Here is a 16,488-nt window from a genome sequence, read left to right as displayed (position 1 = left end):
CGGACTTTTGTAACTGGCAATCCCGTGCGCTTGGCGCGCGGCGGGATCGGAAATTCGGAGCTTACTGTTGGCAGGATTGCACTGTCCGTGATGGAGCGTGCCTCCATCTTCCGGAAACATCGGGGCGCGCTCTTCGGCAGTGTCTTAAGGTTGCTTGTAAGCACATTATTATACCGGCCTTTACCGAAAGCATGGGTTATCAGCGCCTTCCCGTTGTTTTTTTTACCCCTTTTTGCGCAGGCGATCCATTGCCAGCTGAATACTTACGCCGAGTCGATCGATGGCGCGGGCCAGCGAGCCGATTTCATCGCCGCGGTCGATTTGCGCGATCGTGACCTGCAGTTCGCCGTTGCTGAGCTGACGCGCGATCGCGGTCAAATCATTGATCGGACGGGTCAGGGCCTTGCCGAGGAAAATCGCGATGGCGATGACGAGCGCCACGCTGACGCCGATCAGGACGCGGGCATCCTTTTCCATCCGGTTCATGGTGGCGAACGCTTCGTCGTAATCTTGTTCAACCAGCAAGGTCCAGCCTTGCGGCAATTTACGCATGAAGCCGATCACCTGGCGCTCTTCGGAGGTGTAGACGACCGGCGCGTTGGCGATGCCGGCCACTTTCAGTGCCGGATAGGCGCTGAAATCCTGCAGCGCGGTACGGACCTTGGAGGCGTCGCCGTGGGCGATGACCTTGTTGCTGGCGTCGAGCAGGATCGCGCGGCCGGTTTCGCCGATGCGGATATCGGTCACGATCTTGGAAATATCGGTCAGGTACATGGACATGGCCAGCACGCCGACCAGCGTGGAGCCGGCGTCGCGGATCGGGGTGGCCAGGATCAGCGCCGGCTTGCCGCTGGTCTTGCCGATGACGACCTGGCGGCCGACCGGCGCGCCCTTGATCACTTGCTGGAAGTAGGAGCGGTCGCCGTAAGGGGTCAGGGCGCCGCCGTCGTTGCGGCCGACGTTGGTGCCGTCGGGCAGGACCGTAAACATCAGGTACGACCATTCGTAGGCGGTGCCGGTGACGCTCAGGATCGGATTCTGGCGCTCGGCCTTCATCGAAATCATGTCGTCCAGGCTGCTCGCCTGGGTCATGGCGCGCACGTTGGTGTTATCCCACCCAATAATGCCGTTGGCAACCGTGTTCATGGTCAGCACCAGGTTTTGCGACACGTTGGCGGTCAGCTGGCGCTGCGCTGCCTTGTCGCTGACCAGCCACAATGTACACAGGGGGATCAGCGTGACCGCTAACAGGGTGATGAGTACTTTGTGGAAAATATTAAGAGTAAATTTTGGGTTCATGAGATGCATTCGTAATGTAGGTCTGCTTGACGTGGCAGATCGGCCAGCGTATCGGACATCAAGATACCGATTGCTGGGCCGACACTAAACGACGTGCCGGACTTTTGTAGCTGGCAACCATCCCGCTCGTCTGCGCAACGGGATTGGATGAGGGGTGTTATTGGTAGGAGCTGCACTGTCCGCCATGGACCGCTTCGCACACTGCCTGGAGACGCCGAGCGCGTCGTGCGGCAGTGATTAAGGATTGCCTGAAGGCACATTATCCTACGGCACAGTACGCGAGACATGTGTTTTCGACCGATTCCGGTTATTTTTCGCGAGAATTCTAGCACGGTGTGTCTTCTGTGCAACACTCTGCAGCCGATTGCCGGCGCGCGCGGGACCTTGTGCGCTGCCCGGCCATTGGCCGGCGGGAAAAAGGCTGCCGGATTTCATCAGGCGGGCACTGCATTTCACAATGCAAAATGGTGCCATCGTTTTGCCTCGCCGCGCTCTTCCATTTGGAGAAATTTCGTTTCGCATCATGGGATATGAATTTCAAGTTATTGATTTTTAAGGATTTAAATTTAGTTATATGTCTTATATAAGAGTATTGTTGCAGCGCGCAAAACGGTCTATGATTTCTCTAACGGATTTCGTTTCTTAACTCGGCTTTCAATTAGGAGAACACCATGGCAACTCGTGAACAGCAAGTAGCAGAACTGCAAAAAGATTGGGACACCAACCCGCGCTGGAAAGGTGTTGTACGTAACTACACCGCAGCCGACGTGGTGCGTCTGCGCGGCTCGCTGAAGATCGAGCACACGCTGGCCAAGCGCGGCGCGGAAAAATTGTGGGATCTGGTCAATAACGAGCCTTTCGTCAACGCCCTCGGCGCCATGACCGGCAACCAGGCCATGCAGCAGGTCAAGGCTGGCCTGAAAGCCATCTACCTGTCCGGCTGGCAAGTTGCAGGCGACGCCAACGTGGCCGGCGAAATGTATCCCGACCAATCGCTGTACCCGGCCAACTCGGTGCCGCTGGTCGTACGCCGCATCAACAACACCTTCCAGCGCGCCGACCAGATCCAGTGGTCCGAAGGCAAGGATGACATCGATTACTTCGCGCCGATCATCGCCGATGCCGAAGCCGGTTTCGGCGGCGTCCTGAACGCCTACGAACTGATGAAGTCGATGATCGACGCGGGCGCCGCCGGCGTTCACTTCGAAGATCAGCTGGCGTCGGTCAAGAAATGCGGCCACATGGGCGGCAAAGTGCTGGTGCCAACCCGTGAAGCGGTCGAAAAGCTGACCGCGGCGCGCCTGGCGGCCGACGTGATGGGCACCTCGACCCTGGTGATCGCCCGTACCGACGCCGAAGCGGCCGACCTCTTGACCTCCGACGTGGATGACAACGACCGGGAATTCTGCACCGGCGAGCGCACCGTCGAAGGCTTCTACAAGGTCCGTCCGGGCATCGAGCAAGCCATTTCGCGCGCCATTGCCTACGCGCCGTTCGCCGACCTGGTCTGGTGCGAAACCGGCAAGCCGGACCTGGCCTTCGCCAAGCAGTTCGCCGATGCCGTGCACGCCAAGTTCCCGGGCAAGATGCTCGCTTACAACTGCTCGCCATCGTTCAACTGGAAAAAGAACCTGGACGATGCCACCATCGCCAAGTTCCAGAAAGAACTGGGCGCCATGGGTTACAAGTTCCAGTTCATCACCCTGGCCGGCTTCCATGCCCTGAACTACGGCATGTTCAACCTGGCGCACGGCTATGCGCGTCGCCAGATGTCGGCCTTCGTCGAGCTGCAGGAAGCCGAATTCGCCGCCGCCGACAAGGGCTTCACGGCCGTCAAGCACCAGCGCGAAGTCGGTACCGGCTATTTTGACGCCGTCACCCAGACCATCCAGCAGAACCAGAGCTCGACCACCGCGCTGCATGGTTCGACCGAAGATGAACAATTCTTCGACGAAAAGAAAGTAGCTTAAACGCTATTGATCCGCGGCGCTTCCACAAGGAGCGCCGCCAGCGGGATGGTCCCGAAACGGGCCATCCCGCGCCCCCACGGGTGGAAACGCACAGCGCCTTCCCCCTTGTCCGCCCCAGGCCCACGCCGCGCGGTCAAGGGGGAGGGCGTTGCGCATTTACGCGCTTTTTGCGTCCGAACCGTCTTTATAGAGGATAATGGCGGCTCAGATCCCCCTTTTTTATGGAATACCCACGTTATGTTGAGCTACCGCCACGCCTTTCACGCGGGTAATCACGCCGACGTCCTGAAGCATTTCGTGCAGATTCAGCTGCACGAGTACATGAATCAGAAAGACACGGCCTACACCTATATCGACACCCACTCCGGTGCCGGCGTGTATGCGCTCGATGGCGGTTACGCGTCCAAGAACGCCGAATACGACACCGGCATCGGCCCGCTGTGGGAGCGCAAGGACTTGCCCAAGCCGCTGGCCGAATACGTCAACCTGATCAAGGAACTGAACCCGAGCGGCAAGATGCGCTACTACCCGGGTTCGCCGTATTGCGCCGACAAGGTCATGCGCGAGCACGACCGCCTGCGCCTGTTCGAGCTGCATCCGGCCGACAGCAAGATCCTGGCCGATAACTTCCGCAAGGTCGAAGCGCACGCGGCAGCGCAGGGCGAGCGCCCGAGCGCGCGCGGCCGGCGCGTGCTGATCGAGCGCGGCGATGGTTTCCACGCCCTCAAGACCCTGCTGCCGCCGCCATCGCGGCGCGCCCTGGTCCTGATCGATCCGCCCTACGAAGACAAGCAGGATTACCGCAAGGTGCGCGATGCGCTCGACGATGCCCTGGTGCGTTTCCCGTCGGGCATCTACGCGATCTGGTATCCGGTGCTGCAGCGCATGGAATCGCGCCAGTTCGCCGACAAGCTCAAGCGCCTGGCGGCCAAGGAATGGCTCAACGTCACCCTGACCATCACCACCCCGGGGCCGGATGGTTTCGGCCTGCACAGCAGCGGCATGTTCATTCTCAACCCGCCGTACACGCTGGAGCCGACCTTGCGCCAGGTCATGCCGTACCTGGTGCAGGTGCTGGGCAAGAATGCCGACGCCACCTACGTGATCGAAAAAGGCACCCAGGTGACCGGTACCGCCAGCGGCCGCACCGGTGCCAACGGCGCCGTGCGCATGCCGGTCGGTAACGCCCGCAAGGCCAGCCCGACCGCCGGTACCGGCAGCCTGCGCCTGCCCGGGCAAGCGCCCGCCGGCACGCCCGGCGCGGCTGGCGGCGCGCCACGCACGCCGGTCGCCAAGCGCTCCAGCATTGCCGCTGCCGCGGCCGGCAAGAGCGCGCGCCCCACCGAGGCTGGCGTCACGCGCAAGAGTGCGCGGCCTGCCGAAGGCGGCGCGGCGGGCAAGAGTGCGCGTCCGACCGGTCCACGCAACAGCGGCCCGCGCCGTCCTTAAGTCTGCCACCGTAGTATAGTCACCGCAGGGGGCGCCGCTGTCGGCGCCCCCCCTGTTTTCCGGATTCCCCATGCCTATTGATACCGTGGCCGAGCTGGCGCTGCCATCCGACGATTTTTTCCTCGCGCGCCAGCCTATTCTCGGACGCAACCAGCGACTGGTTGCCTTTGAACTGTTGTTTCGCAGCGCAAACGGTGGCGACGCGAATGTGACCGATCACGCTGCCGCCACGGCGGCCGTGATTTCGCACGCTTCCCAGCTCGGCATGGCCAGGGTGGTCGGCGAACGCCTGGCGTTCGTCAATGTCGACGAGATCGTGCTCATGAGCGACTTCGTGCGCTTCCTGCCGCACGACAAGGTCATCCTCGAAATCCTCGAAACCGTGCCGGCCACGCCCGCCGTGATCGCGCGCGTGCGCGAACTGAAGGAGTTCGGCTTCAAGTTCGCCCTCGACGATGTGGTCGACGAGTCCGAGGACGTGCACAAGCTGGTCGACCTGGTCGACATCATCAAGGTCGATGTGCAGGCCGTGCCGGCGCAGGCCTTGCCGGCGCTGGTGGCCGCCCTGAACGGACGCAACAAGAAGCTGCTGGCCGAAAAGGTCGAGACGGTCGAGGAATTCGAGACGTGCATGGCGCTCGGCTTCGAGTATTTCCAGGGCTATTATTTCGCCCGTCCGGCCATTTTGAGCGGCAAGAAAATCGCGCCGTCGGAGCTGGTCATCCTGCGCCTGCTCGACCTGATCAATTCGGATGCCGACAATGCCGAGATCGAGCGCGCCGTCAAGCGCGACGCCCTGATCAGCCTGAACCTGCTGCGGCTGGTCAATACCCCGGCGGCCGGCGCGCGCGGGCGCATCGATTCGCTGACCGAGGCGCTGTACGTGCTCGGGCGCCAGCAATTGCAGCGCTGGCTGCAAATCCTGCTGTACGCCAAGCCGGGCGCGGCGGTCGAACTGAATTCGCCGCTGCTGCAGATGGCCACCACGCGCGGCAAGCTGATGGAACTGATGACGCAGAAAGTGCAGGGTGCCAGCGCCGAGACCGGTTTTACGGTGGGCATCATGTCGCTGATGGATGCGCTGTTTTCGATGTCGATGCAGGATATTCTCGGCACCGTGGTGGTGGCCGACGAAGTGCGCGCCGCCCTGCTCGAACGCGAAGGCATACTCGGCGACATGCTGCGCGTGGTCGAGCTGCTGGAAAACCCCAGGCGCGGCCCGGAACTGGCCAGGTCGCTCAAGGCGCTCGGCCTCAGTGCCAAGGTCATGCGCGAGATCGAAATGGACGCCTTCGGCTGGGTGAACGAGCTGGTGGCCTGAAACACCCGCATCCAAAGGCGAGACCATCCCGGGTCGCGTGCTGGCTATGCCAGTGGCACATTCACCGTTGGCTTCTTGTGCCGACCTGGCGTTTTTCCAGGCGCCAGGCGCGCCTGTTGCGTATTATGCCAGCAGCAAAAACACGGTCGGCTTCTTGTGAAAGTCGGGCGCCTTGCCAGCCGCCAGCAGCGACTTCCATTTGCCGCCGTTCAAGGTGCGGATCGATTCGGTCGGCAGGCTCAGGTCGGTCGCGACGCAGATCAGCGTGCCCGGCTGGCAGGCGCCGACCAGGGCTTCGAGCATGGCGCCGTTGCGGTAGGGCGTTTCGATCAGCAGCTGGGTCTGTTTTTCCGCGCGCGAACGCGTTTCCAGTTCCTTGATGCGCTTGGTGCGCAGGGTCGCGTCGGTCGGCAGGTAGCCGTTGAAGGCGAAGCTCTGGCCGTTCAAGCCGCTCGCCATCACCGCCAGCAGCAGCGAGGAGGGACCGACCAGCGGGCGCACCTGGATGCCGCGCTCGTGCGCCAGGCGCACCAGGTCGGCGCCGGGGTCGGCCACCGCCGGTACGCCCGCTTCCGAAATGAGGCCGGCGTCGCGCCCGGCCAGCAGCGGTTCGAGCAGGCCGGCCAGCGCTTGCGCCGGGGTGTTCACGTTCAGTTCAGCAATCTCGATTTCCTGCAATGTTTTCGCTAATGGATGCCGCTGCGCAATCAGTTTCAGGAAGCCGCGCGCGGTCTTGGCGTTTTCGGCGACAAAATAGTCGAGCCGCGCAGTCAGCGCCTGGACTTGCTCGGGAATGATGTGCGCGAGCGCGTCGGTGGCCGTGTCGGCGGCGCCGAGGGTGTTGGGGATCAGATATAAAGTGCCGGACATGGTCTTGGTGCAGTGCTCACTGTTGAAAGAAGGAAAAACCGGCCTGGCGCAGCATGCCGCTCAGGGCGATCAGGGGCAGGCCGGTGAGGGCGGTCGGGTCGGTGCTGTCGATGCGCTCCAGGATGGCAATGCCGAGCGCTTCGTTCTTGGCGCTGCCGGCGCAGTCGTAGGGTTGCTCGATGCGCAGGTAGGCGTCGAGTTCGGCATCGGGCAGGTCGCGCACGGTGACGAAGGTTTGCACGTTTTCCACCTGGGCTGTGCCGCTGCGGCCGTCCCACAGGCACAGCGCCGTGTGGAACACCACGCGCCGCCCGCGCATGGTCCGCAGCTGGGCCAGGGCGTTGGCGTGGTTGCCCGGTTTGCCGATCTGCTCGCCGTCGAGCGTGGCGACCTGGTCGGAACCGATGACGACACTGCCCGGCGCGCGCGCCGCGACCGCTTCGGCCTTGGCGCGCGCCAGGCGCAGCGCGGTCGCTTCGGGCAATTCGCCGGGCAGGGGCGTTTCATCGATATCGGGCACCAGCACGTCGAACGGCAGGCGCAGGCGTTCGAGCAATTCGCGCCGGTACGCGGAACTCGATGCAAGAATTAGCCGCGGTGCGGTGGAAGTTGGTATCATGTCGTACCTTGGTCCTGTTGGCTGTCCCTGTTAGCGGGCGCAGCGGGATTCATCTGGCGGGCACGGCGTGGTCGCGCCAGCAGCAGCGCGCGGGTCCATGCCCAAATAATCGCGCTAAGTCTTTGACTCCACAACGAGAAGCCTGTTATTATCGCAGGTTTTCCGGGGAAAATTTCTGCAATGAGTGCTTTTGTCATCGACGCTTTTGAGTTTTGTCGAAGCAACGGCCATCGCGAGGGCGTCACGCCTGTCGCTGAAATGAGCCGGTTGAACAAGGATTGTGCCGACCAGTCGGGCCAGATCGCCTGGACCATCGATGGGTCGACCAGCAAGCAGGGCTATCCGCAAATGACCTTGTCGGTGTCCGGCACGGTCCAGCTGGTATGCCAGCGTTGCCTGGCCCCGTACGCTTACGAGATGGATTCGTCCACCGTGCTGATGCTCGGCAAGGATGACGAGCAGGCGGACGAGATCGAGGAAGTATTGAACGACGAGAGCATCGACGTCATCGTCGGCAGCCGCGAATGCGATGTGCGCGATCTGTTCGAGGACGAGGCCTTGCTGGCCCTGCCGCAAGTGCCCAAGCACGAGGTGTGTCCGGACAGTAAGGTGCTCGACGCGGCCAAGTCCGACAAGCCATCGCCGTTTGCGGGGCTCAAGAACCTCAAGGCCGAGTAGCCGGAAACGGCGCGCGGCGGGCCGCCTGAATCTGACGGCGGCTGAAATACAGAACAGGCAAGTGTAATGAACGTGTCAAACGCGTGTTGTAGTCGAGTATGGCATTGGTAGTAAAGGTAGGACGGCGTTAAACATGTCGGTAAAGAAATTTTGCCGCTGGGATACTCGATTCGCATGTATTTGCTGATCGATTGTGTTAGAATTTTAGAACTTATGTATTAGGAGTCATCATGGCAGTTCAGCAAAACAAGAAATCCCCTTCGAAGCGCGGTATGCACCGTTCGCACGACTTCCTGGTCGCGCCACAACTGGGCATCGAGCCAACCACCGGTGAAACGCACCTGCGTCACCACATCAGCCCTAACGGCTTTTACCGTGGTCGCAAAGTTCTCAAAACCAAAAACGACGAGTAATCGACGTTTTAGTTTGAGTAAGATGAAAGCGGTGCAACGACTTTTTTGTGCGTCGCACCGCTTTTTCTTTGTCACCGGCTGCAAACCACCTTTGCACACCGTCATTTCGAATTACGCAGACTCTGCTTGGCGCTCGCCCACTTCCAGATCGCATCCTGCCGCCACACGCTGTTGAGTCGCGGTACGAATCCACAAAATGACAATTAAAATTTCCATTGACTGCATGGGCGGCGATCATGGCCCCTCAGTTACTATCCCCGCAGCACTCTCTTTCCTCAGCAGCGAACCCGAAGCAGAATTGATTCTGGTCGGCCTGCAGGACGAGTTGCGCGCAGAACTCAAAAAACACAAAGCCGACAGCCATCCGCGCCTGTCCATCCTGCATGCGTCCGAAGTGGTGACGATGGACGATCCCATCGAAATCGCCCTGCGCCGCAAGAAGGATTCGTCGATGCGCGTGGCGATCGAGCTGGTCAAGGACGGCAAGGCCCAGGCCTGCGTGTCGGCCGGCAATACCGGCGCCCTGATGGCGGTGTCGCGCTATGTGCTCAAGACCATGGCCGGGGTCGACCGTCCCGCCATCTGCTCGATCCTTCCCAACCAGAAAGACGGCCCGACCTATATGCTGGACCTGGGCGCGAACGTCGACTGCGAGCCGCATCACCTGCACCAGTTCGCCATCATGGGTTCGGTGCTGGTCTCGGCCATGGAAGGCATCAAGCGCCCGACCATCGGCCTGCTCAATGTCGGCACCGAGGAAATCAAGGGCAATGAAGTGGTCAAGGCCACCGGCAAGCTGCTGCGCGAAGACCATGAGCGCGGCGCCCTCAATTTCTACGGCAACGTCGAAGGCAACGATATTTTCAAGGGCACCACCGACATCGTGGTGTGCGACGGTTTCGTCGGCAACGTCACGCTCAAGGCGGCCGAGGGACTGGGCCGCTTCGTCAAGGATGCCCTGACCACCGAGTTCAAGCGCAATCCGCTGACCATGCTCGGGGCCATCGTCGGACGTGGCGCCCTGAAGAAATTCTCCAACCGTTTCAATCCGTCGCGCTACAACGGTGCCAGCCTGCTCGGTTTGCGCGGCCTGGTGTTCAAGAGCCACGGCGGCGCCGATGCGTACTCGTATGAGTGGGCGATCAAACGCGCCTTCGACGCGGCAAAATACAATGTGCAGGAGCAGCTCTCGGCCATGATCGCCGAGTTGATGCCCCGTACGCCTGACCCGGAAGTGCCAGGAATAACCCACTCGTAGGACGGCTAGCAATGACCTTGTACAGCAAAATTATCGGCACCGGCAGCTATCTGCCGGCCAAGCGCGTCTCCAACGGCGACCTGACCGAGCAACTGGCGGCCAAGGGCATCGAAACGTCGGACGAGTGGATCGTCTCACGCAGCGGCATATCGAACCGGCATTACGCGGCGCCGGACGAGCTGTCGTCGGACCTGGCCGTGGCCGCCGCCCGCAAGGCGCTCGAGATGGCCGGCAAGCATCCCGAGGAAATCGACCTCGTCATCGTGGCCAGCTCGACTCCCGATTTCCATGGCAGCTTTCCCAGCACCGCCTGCATCGTCCAGCGCAAGCTCGGCATGCACAACAACAGCGCCGCCTTCGACGTGCAAGCCGTCTGCAGCGGCTTCGTGTATGCGGTGTCGGTGGCGGACGCCTTCATCAAGTCGGGCGCGCACAAGAACGTGCTGGTGATCGGCGCCGAAGTGTTTTCACGCATCCTCGATTTCAAGGACCGCACCACCTGCGTGCTGTTCGGCGACGGCGCCGGCGCCATCGTCCTGGCCGCCTCGGAAGAGCCGGGCATTCTGGCATGCAAACTGCATGCCGACGGACGCCATTCCGACATCCTCAGCGTGCCGGGCACCCTGGCCGGCGGCGCGATCGCCGGCAGCGCTTTCCTGTACATGGATGGCCCGGCGGTGTTCAAGCTGGCCGTCACCGTGCTCGAGCAGGTGGCCAACGAGGTGCTCGAACACGCGCACATGACCGCCGGCCAGCTCGACTGGCTGGTGCCGCACCAGGCCAATATCCGCATCATGAAAAGCACGGCGAAGAAGCTCGGCTTGCCGCTCGATAAAATGGTGGTCACGGTCGACCAGCATGGCAATACGTCGGCCGCCTCGATTCCGCTGGCGCTCGACATCGCCGTGCGCGACGGCCGCATCAAGGCGGGCGACAACGTCATGATGGAAGGCGTCGGCGGCGGCTTCACCTGGGGCGCCGTGCTGGTGCGCATGTGATTGGTTAGCGGCGGCGCCCGGAAGCGCCGCCAGCACCGTCGCCATTTCCTTTGCCATTTCTTTCACCGATTCTTTCATTCTTGCCCGCACCAGTCCTTGATGCGGATGCCGCCATAAAAACAAAACAGGAGGACATCATTCCATGAGTAAATTCGCGTTCGTATTTCCCGGCCAGGGTTCGCAGGCCATCGGCATGCTGGGCGGCTTCGCCGGCAACCCCGTGGTCGCGCAAACCATTGCCGAAGCCAACGAAGCGCTCGGCTTCGACCTGGGCAAACTGATCGCCGACGGTCCCAAGGAAGACCTGGACCTGACCACCAATACCCAGCCTGTCATGCTGACCGCCTCGGTCGCCGTCTACCGTGCCTGGATCGCGGCCGGCGGCGCCGTGCCGGCGCTGGTGGCCGGCCACAGCGTGGGCGAATATTCGGCCCTGGTGGCGGCCGGCGTGATCGCCTTCAAGGATGCGGTGCCGCTGGTGCGCTTCCGCGCCCAGGCCATGCAGGAAGCGGTGCCGGTGGGGCAGGGCGGCATGGCCGTCATCCTCGGCCTGGCGGCCGACGAGGTGCGCGCGATTTGCGCCGAAGCGGGCGCCGCCAACTCGGCCGACGTGGTCGAGGCGGTGAATTTCAACGAACTGACCCAGATCGTGATCGCCGGTCACAATGGCGCCGTCGAACGCGCCTGCGAACTGGCCAAGGCCAGGGGCGCCAAGCGCGCCATGAAGCTGGCGGTGTCGGCGCCGTTCCATTCCTCGCTGCTGAAACCGGCATCGGACCGCCTGCGCGACTATCTGAAGGATGTGCCGTTCGCGGCGCCGCGGATCGACTTGATCAACAACGTCGACGTGGCTATCCTGAACGATCCCGAGGCGATCAAGGATGCGCTGGTGCGCCAGGCGGCCGGTGCGGTGCGCTGGGTCGAAACCATGCAGAAGATGGCGGCCGGCGGCGTCACCCAGGTGATCGAATCGGCGCCGAGCAAGGTGCTGATCGGCATGGCCAAGCGCATCGATGCGCAACTGGTGGGCGAGGCGCTGGTGGACCAGGCTTCACTGGAGCGCGTATTGAGCAGCCTCAATCAGGCGTAAGCCAGTTGGCGCAGTATCGCAAGGCATCGCAGCATATTAGAACAAAAGGACATCAATGAAACTGGAAAATCAAGTCGCCCTGGTCACGGGCGCGTCGCGCGGCATCGGCAAGGCCATCGCACTCGAACTGGCCCGCCAGGGCGCGACAGTGGTCGGCACCGCCACCACCGAGAGTGGCGCTGAGGCAATTTCCGCCTATCTGGCCGAATTCGGCGGCAAGGGCGCGGTCCTGAACGTGACCGATGCCGCCGCCTGCGGCGCCGTCGTCGACGATGTGCAAAAGGGTTTCGGCAGCCTGTCGATCCTGGTCAACAATGCCGGCATCACGCAAGACCAGCTGGCCATGCGCATGAAGGACGAGGAATGGGACAGCGTCATCGCCACCAACCTGTCGGCGGTGGGGCGCCTGTCGCGCGCCGTCCTGCGCGGCATGATGAAAGCGAAGCATGGGCGTATTATTAACATCACCTCGGTGGTCGGTTCGGCCGGCAATGCGGGGCAGATGAATTACGCGGCCGCCAAGGCCGGCGTGGCCGGCATGAGCCGGGCGCTGGCGCGCGAGATCGGCAGCCGCAACATCACGGTCAACTGCATCGCTCCCGGCTTCATCGATACCGATATGACCAAGGCATTAAGTGCCGAGCAGCACACCGGCTTGCTGACGCAAATTCCGCTGGGGCGCCTGGGCGCGCCGGAAGACATCGCCCACGCCGTCGCCTTCCTGGCGGGGCCGCAAGCGGCGTACATCACGGGCACGACCCTGCACGTGAACGGCGGAATGTATATGAATTGATGTTGCGTGCCTGGCCTGATCCCATTTGCGGCCCTGCGCACGGATCAGATAAAGGGAATTCTCGTCATTTAGCAGTACGTTCGGTGGAATTTGCGGCAGACACCGAAATTAGTTTTTCACCGCGCAAACCTGATAAAATGCGCGCACTTTCCGTAACACACACAATGGAGCCATAACATGTCGGATATCGAACAACGCGTTAAAAAAATCGTCGCTGAGCAACTGGGCGTTGCAGAAGTAGACATCAAAATCGAATCTTCGTTCGTTGACGACCTCGGTGCGGATTCGCTCGACACCGTCGAACTGGTGATGGCACTGGAAGACGAATTCGAAATGGAAATCCCTGACGAACAAGCTGAAAAGATCACCACCGTGAAACAGGCAATCGACTACGCTACGGCGCACGTCAAGGCCTAAGTTTTACAATTTTTCTCGGGAGAATCGCTTGAGCCGTTCACGAAATCGTCGTGTCGTCATCACCGGGCTGGGCTGCGTTTCACCAATCGGCAACACGGTTGCCGAGACGTGGAGCGCGGCGCTGGCCGGCAAGTCGGGCATTGCCAACATCACCAAGTTTGATGCGCAGCCCTTTTCGACCCACTTCGCGGGCGAAGTCAAGGGTTTCAATATCGAGGATTACATCCCTGCCAAGGATGCCCGCCACATGGATACGTTTATCCATTACGGCATGGCGGCGGGTATCCAGGCAATGCAGGATTGCGGACTGGTCGTCACCGAAGATAATGCCGACCGCATCGGCGTGATCATCGGTTCCGGCATCGGCGGCTTGCCGCTGATCGAAGACACCAAGGAAGAATATGCCAAGCGCGGCCCGCGCCGCATTTCGCCGTTTTTCGTGCCGGCCTCGATCATTAATATGATTTCGGGCAACCTGTCGATCAAGTACGGCTTGCGCGGTCCGAACCTGGCCATCGTCACGGCCTGCACCACCGGCCTGCACAGCATCGGCGCGGCTGGCCGCCTGATCGAGTACGGCGACGCCGACGTGATGATTGCCGGCGGCGCCGAAGCGACCATTTCGCCGCTGGGCCTGGGCGGTTTCGCCTCGGCACGCGCGCTGTCCTCGCGCAACGACGATCCGGCCACCGCCTCGCGTCCGTGGGACGTCGACCGCGACGGCTTCGTGCTGGGCGAGGGTGCCGGCGTGATGGTGCTCGAAGAGTACGAACACGCCAAGGCGCGCGGCGCCAGGATCTATGCCGAACTGCTGGGCTTCGGCATGAGTGCCGACGCCTACCACATGACGGCGCCGGTCGAAGACGGCAGTGGCGCGAGCCGCTGCATGCAGTCGGCCCTGACCAATGCCGGCATCAATGCCGACCAGGTCAATTACGTCAACGCGCACGGTACCTCGACCCCGCAGGGCGATGTGGCCGAAGTGCAGGGACTGAAGAAGACCTTCGGCGCGCACGCCGGCAAGCTGGTGGTCAACTCGACCAAGTCGATGACCGGCCACCTGCTGGGCGGCGCCGGCGGCCTGGAAGCCGTGTTCACCGTGCTGGCGATGCATCACCAGATCTCTCCGCCGACGATCAACATCTTCAACCAGGATCCCGCCTGCGACCTGGACTTCTGCGCCAACACGGCGCGCGAGATGAAGATCGACATCGCGGTGAAGAACTCGTTCGGCTTCGGTGGCACCAACGGCACCCTGGTATTTGGCAAGGCATTCGGCAAGGTTTGAGCCCCCAGCGTCGCTAAAACAATCCTTGGTGCAATGACGCGCAGGAAAAATTTTCGCGTCGCAGCATGAACTTTCGGCGTCCGCACTTGTCTCAAGTGTGGGCGTCGATGAAACGCCGGCGGCTCTCGCCGGGGTCCGATTTGCCCAGTGCACCATCACGCACTGGCGCCCCGCAGCACCTTTCCTACTGATTATGTCGATTGCGGTTTCCGCCTGCATCAGGCCGTCGCGTTCCTTGCGTCTGGTTCTGCTGGGCTATGCCGCGCTCAATCTGGCCGTGGCTCTTGCGCTCGTCGGGCGCTGGGCTGCGGGCATTGGCGCGGCCAGCGTTTTGCCGGCATTGTGTGCTGGGGCTTGCGCCTTGGCAGCAATACTTGCATGGAGGGCATCGGTACAGGGGGAAATGCGGCGCAGGATTGATATTTCTGGACTCGGCGAGATTCGCCTGACGGTACAACAGAGCTTGGGCGCAGTACCGGCCGAAGCAGATGTGCTGCAATTGCTTCCCGGATCGACTATCTGGCCGCACAGCCTGCTCCTGCTGCTGGGCTCACCCGGTGGCAAGCTCGTCAGTGTGCTGCTCATCTGGCCGGACAGTTTGGCTCGCGAGCAATTCCGGGGTGTGTCGGTGGCCCTCAGGGCCATTGCCGGGCGGGACAATAAATTTGTCGGAAATAACAAAATACTTTGAACTTATTGCAAGCGGCCAACTCTATAGACATAGGGACGGGCCGCTGCTGCAGCCAAGAGGGCAGGGTCAGTGACGACAGAACGCGAGTGTGATCAACTGCTGGTTGAGCGCGTCCAGGCTGGCGACAGGCAGGCGTTCGACCTGCTGGTCAGTAAATATCAGCGCAGGCTGATGCGGCTTGTTTCGCGCCTGGTGCATGATCCGGCCGAGGCCGAGGACGTGGTACAGGAAACATTCATCAAGGCTTATCGGGCCTTGCGGCATTTCAGGGGGGATTCCGCTTTCTATACGTGGCTCTACAGAATCGGGATCAATACGGCGAAGAATTTTCTCGTCACACAGGGCAGGCGCGCACCGACCTCGACCGAGTCGGATGCGGAGCGCGCCGAAGCGTTTGACGATGCGGACAGCTTGCGTGACATCAACACCCCGGAATCGGTGTTGGCAAGCAAGCAGATCGCTTATACGGTCAATGCCGCGATGGAGGCGCTGCCGCACGAATTGCGCAACGCGATAGTCCTGCGCGAAATTGAAGGGTTGAGCTACGAGGAAATAGCGGAAGTGATGTCATGTCCCATCGGCACGGTGCGCAGCCGGATTTTCCGGGCGCGCGAAGTGATTGCCGAAAAGTTGAGGCCCTTGCTCGACATGCCAGTTGACAAACGACGCTAAATGTAGCGATGATCGCTCTAATCGGTTAACTTTTGGTCACACTTACAGTGATGGAAATACTGATGGACACCCCGAAAAAAGTCCGGGAGCAGATCTCGGCGTTCAGCGACCACGAACTGTCGCCGTCCACGTTTCCTGACGCGGCCCTGCATTCGGCCGACGGCCAGCACGCGTGGGACTTGTACCACCGCATCCGCGACGCCATGCGCGACCCGGGCGGGCCCGACCTATCCGACGCATTCGCCAGCAAACTGGCGGCGCGCCTGGCGGCCGAGCCGCCGCCGGGCAAGCGCATGCTGCGCGCATCAGGCGCGGCCCTGTCGCGGCGCGCGCCGGCCATTCCCCCGGCCGCCGTGGCCGCCGGCGCGGCCGGGCCGGTCACCGGCATCAGCGAGGCGGCGGCGACCGGCACCGCCGGCCCCGTGAGCGGCAGCGACGCGCCGGATGCGCCGGACGCGATTGCCGTCGCCGAGCCGGTCAACGAGGCCATTGCCGAACCGGTGAGCGAGGCCATCTCCGAACCGCGGGCCGACGGCGCGACCGGGAGCCGGGACGCCAAGGCCGATGGCAGGGCCGATCCCAAGCCGGTCAATATGGCCAAGCCGGCCATCGCCTCGATTTCCTGATCCACCCTCGTCATCCACGCCGTGCTTGCCTGGCGC

At 62.1% G+C, this 16,488-nt stretch carries 17 protein-coding genes; 14 read left to right on the top strand and 3 right to left on the bottom strand.

The features are described 5' to 3' along the window. Window positions 1-222: 222 nt before the first annotated feature. Window positions 223-1,299 (bottom strand): cache domain-containing protein, encoded by a 1,077-nt coding sequence (locus RBA41_RS32150; protein ID WP_306628417.1) that lies wholly within the window; start codon window positions 1,297-1,299, stop codon window positions 223-225. Window positions 1,300-1,970: 671 nt separating this feature from the next. On the opposite strand from RBA41_RS32150, the gene aceA reads away from it, so the two are divergent. The 3 genes from aceA to RBA41_RS32135 all read left to right on the top strand — a co-directional run bounded on the left by aceA (window position 1,971) and on the right by RBA41_RS32135 (window position 6,039). Next, a complete protein-coding gene (gene aceA / locus RBA41_RS32145) occupies window positions 1,971-3,269 on the top strand; it encodes an isocitrate lyase (RefSeq protein WP_099877013.1) in 1,299 nt (432 codons plus the stop codon). A 237-nt stretch (window positions 3,270-3,506) separates the two neighbouring features. Beyond that, entirely contained in the window at window positions 3,507-4,718 is a 1,212-nt protein-coding gene (locus RBA41_RS32140; RefSeq protein WP_306628416.1) for a 23S rRNA (adenine(2030)-N(6))-methyltransferase RlmJ, read from the top strand. 70 nt (window positions 4,719-4,788) lie between these two features. Beyond that, window positions 4,789-6,039, top strand: coding sequence for an EAL and HDOD domain-containing protein (locus RBA41_RS32135; protein ID WP_306628415.1), 1,251 nt, complete (start codon window positions 4,789-4,791; stop codon window positions 6,037-6,039). 123 nt (window positions 6,040-6,162) lie between these two features. Here RBA41_RS32135 and RBA41_RS32130 read toward each other — a convergent pair whose 3' ends face one another. After that, entirely contained in the window at window positions 6,163-6,909 is a 747-nt protein-coding gene (locus RBA41_RS32130; protein WP_306628414.1) for an SAM-dependent methyltransferase, read from the bottom strand. Between the two features lie 16 nt (window positions 6,910-6,925). Further along, window positions 6,926-7,528, bottom strand: coding sequence for a Maf family nucleotide pyrophosphatase (locus RBA41_RS32125; protein ID WP_306628413.1), 603 nt, complete (start codon window positions 7,526-7,528; stop codon window positions 6,926-6,928). 180 nt (window positions 7,529-7,708) lie between these two features. Between RBA41_RS32125 and RBA41_RS32120 the strand changes: the two genes are divergently transcribed. The 11 genes from RBA41_RS32120 (at window position 7,709) to RBA41_RS32070 (ending at window position 16,452) form a co-directional block, all read left to right on the top strand. Further along, window positions 7,709-8,206 carry a YceD family protein gene (locus tag RBA41_RS32120; protein ID WP_306628412.1) on the top strand — a complete coding sequence of 166 codons (498 nt, stop codon included), beginning with the start codon at window positions 7,709-7,711 and terminating at the stop codon, window positions 8,204-8,206. Between the two features lie 230 nt (window positions 8,207-8,436). Continuing rightward, a complete protein-coding gene (gene rpmF / locus RBA41_RS32115; protein ID WP_008449924.1) occupies window positions 8,437-8,619 on the top strand; it encodes a 50S ribosomal protein L32 in 183 nt (60 codons plus the stop codon). A gap of 196 nt (window positions 8,620-8,815) precedes the next feature. After that, window positions 8,816-9,877, top strand: a complete 1,062-nt coding sequence (plsX, locus tag RBA41_RS32110; RefSeq protein ID WP_306628411.1) for a phosphate acyltransferase PlsX — start codon at window positions 8,816-8,818, stop codon at window positions 9,875-9,877. 11 nt (window positions 9,878-9,888) lie between these two features. After that, window positions 9,889-10,875, top strand: a complete 987-nt coding sequence (locus RBA41_RS32105; protein ID WP_306628410.1) for a beta-ketoacyl-ACP synthase III — start codon at window positions 9,889-9,891, stop codon at window positions 10,873-10,875. Window positions 10,876-11,017: 142 nt separating this feature from the next. Continuing rightward, on the top strand, window positions 11,018-11,965 hold the full coding sequence (gene fabD, locus RBA41_RS32100; RefSeq protein WP_306628409.1) for an ACP S-malonyltransferase: 948 nt from the start codon (window positions 11,018-11,020) through the stop codon (window positions 11,963-11,965). A gap of 55 nt (window positions 11,966-12,020) precedes the next feature. Beyond that, a complete protein-coding gene (gene fabG, locus RBA41_RS32095) occupies window positions 12,021-12,758 on the top strand; it encodes a 3-oxoacyl-ACP reductase FabG (protein WP_306628408.1) in 738 nt (245 codons plus the stop codon). A 177-nt stretch (window positions 12,759-12,935) separates the two neighbouring features. Then, window positions 12,936-13,175 (top strand): acyl carrier protein, encoded by a 240-nt coding sequence (gene acpP, locus RBA41_RS32090; protein ID WP_018059410.1) that lies wholly within the window; start codon window positions 12,936-12,938, stop codon window positions 13,173-13,175. A gap of 28 nt (window positions 13,176-13,203) precedes the next feature. Further along, window positions 13,204-14,463 carry a beta-ketoacyl-ACP synthase II gene (gene fabF, locus RBA41_RS32085; protein WP_306628407.1) on the top strand — a complete coding sequence of 420 codons (1,260 nt, stop codon included), beginning with the start codon at window positions 13,204-13,206 and terminating at the stop codon, window positions 14,461-14,463. A 97-nt stretch (window positions 14,464-14,560) separates the two neighbouring features. Next, complete coding sequence (locus RBA41_RS32080; RefSeq protein WP_306628406.1) at window positions 14,561-15,154, top strand: hypothetical protein; 594 nt, start codon at window positions 14,561-14,563, stop codon at window positions 15,152-15,154. A 69-nt stretch (window positions 15,155-15,223) separates the two neighbouring features. Beyond that, complete coding sequence (rpoE, locus tag RBA41_RS32075; protein ID WP_054267245.1) at window positions 15,224-15,826, top strand: RNA polymerase sigma factor RpoE; 603 nt, start codon at window positions 15,224-15,226, stop codon at window positions 15,824-15,826. A gap of 62 nt (window positions 15,827-15,888) precedes the next feature. Beyond that, on the top strand, window positions 15,889-16,452 hold the full coding sequence (locus tag RBA41_RS32070) for a sigma-E factor negative regulatory protein (RefSeq protein WP_306628405.1): 564 nt from the start codon (window positions 15,889-15,891) through the stop codon (window positions 16,450-16,452). Window positions 16,453-16,488: the final 36 nt, after the last annotated feature.

This window comes from Massilia scottii, assembly GCF_030846495.1.
Taxonomy (GTDB): Bacteria; Pseudomonadota; Gammaproteobacteria; order Burkholderiales; family Burkholderiaceae_D; genus Telluria_A; species Telluria_A violaceinigra.
The sequence above is the reverse complement of the archived record's forward strand: the minus strand, read 5'-3'. Positions and strand labels throughout refer to the sequence as shown.

Bases quoted from the DNA above. Each gene is read 5' to 3' on its own strand.
- RBA41_RS32150 (WP_306628417.1), bottom strand. From the start codon at position 1,299: ATGAACCCAAAATTTACTCTTAATATTTTCCACAAAGTACTCATCACC.
- aceA (WP_099877013.1), top strand. From the start codon at position 1,971: ATGGCAACTCGTGAACAGCAAGTAGCAGAACTGCAAAAAGATTGGGAC.
- RBA41_RS32140 (WP_306628416.1), top strand. From the start codon at position 3,507: ATGTTGAGCTACCGCCACGCCTTTCACGCGGGTAATCACGCCGACGTC.
- RBA41_RS32135 (WP_306628415.1), top strand. From the start codon at position 4,789: ATGCCTATTGATACCGTGGCCGAGCTGGCGCTGCCATCCGACGATTTT.
- RBA41_RS32130 (WP_306628414.1), bottom strand. From the start codon at position 6,909: ATGTCCGGCACTTTATATCTGATCCCCAACACCCTCGGCGCCGCCGAC.
- RBA41_RS32125 (WP_306628413.1), bottom strand. From the start codon at position 7,528: ATGATACCAACTTCCACCGCACCGCGGCTAATTCTTGCATCGAGTTCC.
- RBA41_RS32120 (WP_306628412.1), top strand. From the start codon at position 7,709: ATGAGTGCTTTTGTCATCGACGCTTTTGAGTTTTGTCGAAGCAACGGC.
- rpmF (WP_008449924.1), top strand. From the start codon at position 8,437: ATGGCAGTTCAGCAAAACAAGAAATCCCCTTCGAAGCGCGGTATGCAC.
- plsX (WP_306628411.1), top strand. From the start codon at position 8,816: ATGACAATTAAAATTTCCATTGACTGCATGGGCGGCGATCATGGCCCC.
- RBA41_RS32105 (WP_306628410.1), top strand. From the start codon at position 9,889: ATGACCTTGTACAGCAAAATTATCGGCACCGGCAGCTATCTGCCGGCC.
- fabD (WP_306628409.1), top strand. From the start codon at position 11,018: ATGAGTAAATTCGCGTTCGTATTTCCCGGCCAGGGTTCGCAGGCCATC.
- fabG (WP_306628408.1), top strand. From the start codon at position 12,021: ATGAAACTGGAAAATCAAGTCGCCCTGGTCACGGGCGCGTCGCGCGGC.
- acpP (WP_018059410.1), top strand. From the start codon at position 12,936: ATGTCGGATATCGAACAACGCGTTAAAAAAATCGTCGCTGAGCAACTG.
- RBA41_RS32070 (WP_306628405.1), top strand. From the start codon at position 15,889: ATGGACACCCCGAAAAAAGTCCGGGAGCAGATCTCGGCGTTCAGCGAC.